This window comes from Pseudomonas juntendi, assembly GCF_009932375.1.
GTDB classification, from domain to species: Bacteria; Pseudomonadota; Gammaproteobacteria; order Pseudomonadales; family Pseudomonadaceae; genus Aquipseudomonas; species Aquipseudomonas juntendi.
The window spans coordinates 1-3,388 of sequence record NZ_BLJG01000247.1 but is presented as its reverse complement, the minus strand read 5'-3'; the positions used below and the strand labels follow the sequence as shown (position 1 = coordinate 3,388).

At 61.2% G+C, this 3,388-nt stretch carries 4 protein-coding genes; 2 read left to right on the top strand and 2 right to left on the bottom strand.

Annotated elements, in window-relative coordinates:
* Positions 1-39 precede the first annotated feature (39 nt).
* Both GYA94_RS23565 and ttcA read right to left on the bottom strand, forming a co-directional pair.
* Positions 40-711, bottom strand: a complete 672-nt coding sequence (locus GYA94_RS23565) for a DNA-3-methyladenine glycosylase I (protein WP_161893202.1) — start codon at positions 709-711, stop codon at positions 40-42.
* 4 nt (positions 712-715) lie between these two features.
* Positions 716-1,540 (bottom strand): tRNA 2-thiocytidine(32) synthetase TtcA, encoded by an 825-nt coding sequence (ttcA, locus tag GYA94_RS23560; protein ID WP_009686034.1) that lies wholly within the window; start codon positions 1,538-1,540, stop codon positions 716-718.
* A 259-nt stretch (positions 1,541-1,799) separates the two neighbouring features.
* On the opposite strand from ttcA, the gene GYA94_RS23555 reads away from it, so the two are divergent.
* Entirely contained in the window at positions 1,800-2,399 is a 600-nt protein-coding gene (locus tag GYA94_RS23555) for a Yip1 family protein (protein ID WP_009686035.1), read from the top strand.
* A gap of 132 nt (positions 2,400-2,531) precedes the next feature.
* The gene (locus tag GYA94_RS23550) at positions 2,532-3,026 is read left to right on the top strand and encodes a SprT family zinc-dependent metalloprotease (RefSeq protein WP_009686036.1); all 495 of its coding nucleotides are present in this window, start codon (positions 2,532-2,534) and stop codon (positions 3,024-3,026) included.
* The last annotated feature ends 362 nt before the right edge of the window (positions 3,027-3,388 follow it).

The following is a 3,388-nucleotide window of genomic DNA, read 5'->3' as shown; positions in this document are numbered from 1 at the left end:
GCTTGCCGGCGATTGGGCCGCACAGCGGCCCCGGCATGCTCAATGGTTGACGGTATGCGCCAGCATCACCGACAACTGGCACAGCGGCCGCCCGCTTTCAGCGTGCCACTGGTTGAACACCTGCTGCACCAGCGCCAGGTCGCGCTGGCTGGTCGGCTGCTTGTCGATCACTTTTTGGGCAATCAGCGCCGCCGCCATGTCCTCGGTCGGGACAAAGGTGTCCTTGCCAACCATGCGCAAGAACCGTGGCGCCGACAAACCGCCGAGCTGGTTGCCATGCTTGGCCAGGGACTTCCACAGCCCGACAATGTCGGTCACCGGCCAGTCGGCAACGAACGCGCCAAAACTGCCATGCACCTTGGCGATGTCCAGCACCATCTGTGCATTGCGTGGCACGCTCTTGAGTTTGCCCAGGTGGCGGATGATGCGCTGATCCTGCATCAGCCGCTCCAGGTGTTCGGCGCCCATCAACACCACTTTTTCCGGGTCGAAGCCGAAAAACACCTGCTCGAAGGCCGGCCACTTGGCATCCACCAGGCTGTGCTTGAGGCCAGCGCGAAATACACGCAGGGCCAAGGTCGAAAGGTAGCGGTCGTCGCTGATCTGGCGCAGTTGCGCCGGCGTGCGCGGCTGCGGCAGGAAGGCTTCCAGCGCCTGGGCAGAGCCGAAGCGGTTCAGGCAGTACTCATGCAGCCACTGATAATCGCGCATAGGCCTAGATGTTCACCACGTCCAGAAAGCGCGGCGCCGCGTTTTCGTCGATCTTCAGGCTGGTGAAGTCGAACAGGTTGCGGTCGGCCAGCTGCGACGGCGCCACGTTCTGCAATGCACGGAAAATGCTCTCGGTACGGCCAGGGTGCTTGCGCTCCCACTCCACCAGCATGTCCTTGACCACCTGGCGCTGCAGGTTTTCCTGCGAGCCGCACAGGTTGCACGGGATGATCGGGAAGGCCTTCATGTCCGAGTAGGCCTGGATATCCTTCTCGCTGCAGTAGGCCAACGGGCGGATCACCACGTTGCGACCATCGTCGGCACGCAGCTTCGGCGGCATGCCCTTGAGCGCGCCGTTGAAGAACATGTTGAGGAAGAAGGTTTCGACGATGTCGTCGCGGTGGTGCCCCAGCGCCATCTTGGTCGCACCGATTTCGTCGGCGAAGGTGTACAGCGTGCCACGGCGCAGGCGCGAGCACAGCGAGCAGGTGGTCTTGCCCTCGGGCACCAGCTCCTTGACCACCGAGTAGGTGTCCTTCTCGACGATGTGGTACTCGACCCCCAGCGCCTTCAGGTACGCCGGCAGCACGTGCTCGGGGAACCCTGGTTGCTTCTGGTCCATGTTCACCGCAACGATCTCGAAGGTGATCGGCGCCACCTTCTGCAGGTGCAACAGAACATCGAGCATGGTGTAGCTGTCCTTGCCGCCGGACAGGCAGACCATGACCTTGTCGCCATCCTCGATCATGTTGTAGTCGGTGATGGCTTCGCCGGCGAGACGACGCAGGCGTTTTTGCAGTTTGTTCTGGTTGACCGAGAGGGTGCCCATAGCGCTTGAATCCGCGAGGTGTGACAAAAGGCGGCTATTTTACGCACAAACGCGCCCGCGCTGTAGGCATTCCGACAAAGACTTCAATGTAATCAACAGGGCGGGCGACAGCGCAATTTGCTCTAAAAAGCGCGGTTTGTGCGGGTAACCGCTTCCTATACTGCGACATAAGGCCACATTACCGCTTGCTTCGGTGTTCGGCCTCGGGCCGCTTGCGCTCCATGTGGGGGCGTTTGGCAACATTGAGAGGAGTGACGGCATGATTCATCACGTTGTGGGGCTGTTTACCCATCCCGACCAGGAATGGCGGGAAATCCGTGGCGAAGAAGAATCCATCAGCCACATGTACCTGACGCACACCCTGATCCTTGCGGCGATTCCCGCAGTGTCCGCGTTCATCGGCACCACCCAGGTCGGCTGGGTGATCGGCGACCGGCCGGCCGTGATGCTGACCATGGAAAGTGCCCTGTGGATGAGCATCATGTCCTACCTGGCGATGCTGGCCGGGGTAGCGGTAATGGGCGCGTTCATCCACTGGATGGCCCGCACCTACGATGCCAACCCATCCATGGCCCAGTGCATAGCGTTCGCCACCTATACGGCCACCCCATTGTTCATCGGCGGCCTGGCGGCGCTGTACCCGCACTTGTGGCTGGGCATGCTGATCGGCACTGCGGCGGTCTGTTACACGGTGTACCTGCTGTACGTCGGCTTGCCGACCTTCATGAACATACCCGCTGACGAAGGCTTCCTGTTCTCCAGCTCGGTGCTGGCGGTGGGCCTGGTAGTGCTGGTGGCGATCATGGCCGCCACGGTGATCATCTGGGGACTGGGCGTGGGGCCGGTCTACACCAACTAGAACAGACTCGACCAACACCGGGGCATCAACCAGGGGCCGCCGCAAGGCGGCTCTTGGCTGAGCGCTGACCGGTGGCTCGGCACATGGCCCGAGGTTGCGGCATAATGATCGGGTCAGGAGAACCACCCCGCCATGCCCGAGCTGCTCAAGCAACGCGTCGAAACCTGTTACCAGCAAGCCGAAACCTTCTTCAAACGCCAGTTCCCGCGCCCGGAAATCAGCTTCAAGCTGCGCGGGCAAAAAGCCGGCGTCGCCCACCTGCACGAGAACCTGCTGCGTTTCAACCTGCAGTTGTACCGTGACAATCAGGAGGACTTTCTGCGCCAGACGGTCGCGCACGAAGTGGCGCACCTGGTGGCCCACCAATTGTTCGGTGACCGCATCCAGGCCCATGGCGAGGAATGGCAACTGATCATGCGCGGCGTATACGAACTGCCGCCAAACCGCTGCCACAACTACGAGGTGCAACGGCGCGTGGTGACCCGTTACATCTACCGCTGCCCTTGCCCGCAGAGTGACTTCCCGTTTACCGCCCAGCGGCACAAGCTGGTGCGCCAGGGCCGCCGTTACCTGTGCAAGCGTTGCCGGGAGATTCTGGTGTACAGCGGCGAGACCCGGGTTGAATAGGCCGGAACAGCCAATGAATAAATGCCTGTCAGTTAAGTAATTTGGGGCCGCTTTGCGACCCTTCGCGGGCACGCCCGCTCCCACACGTTTGGCGCTGAACTCAAGAAATGCGCGATCCCCTGTGGGAGCGGGCGTGCCCGCGAAGGGTCGCAAAGCGGCCCCAAATTACTTAACTGACTGGCATTAGGCTGTAGCCCCGCCTCAAGGCTTCCTCGATGATGAACCTGCCAGTTGGTCCGGTCGCGCCGAACAGCGCGATCCTTTTCTTCTCGTGCATGCTACCTCCAGGTATAAAAAGGGAACCAGGTAACCAAGCTGGTGTGGGTTACCAACAGGTACATGGAGCCTTTACATCATTTCCG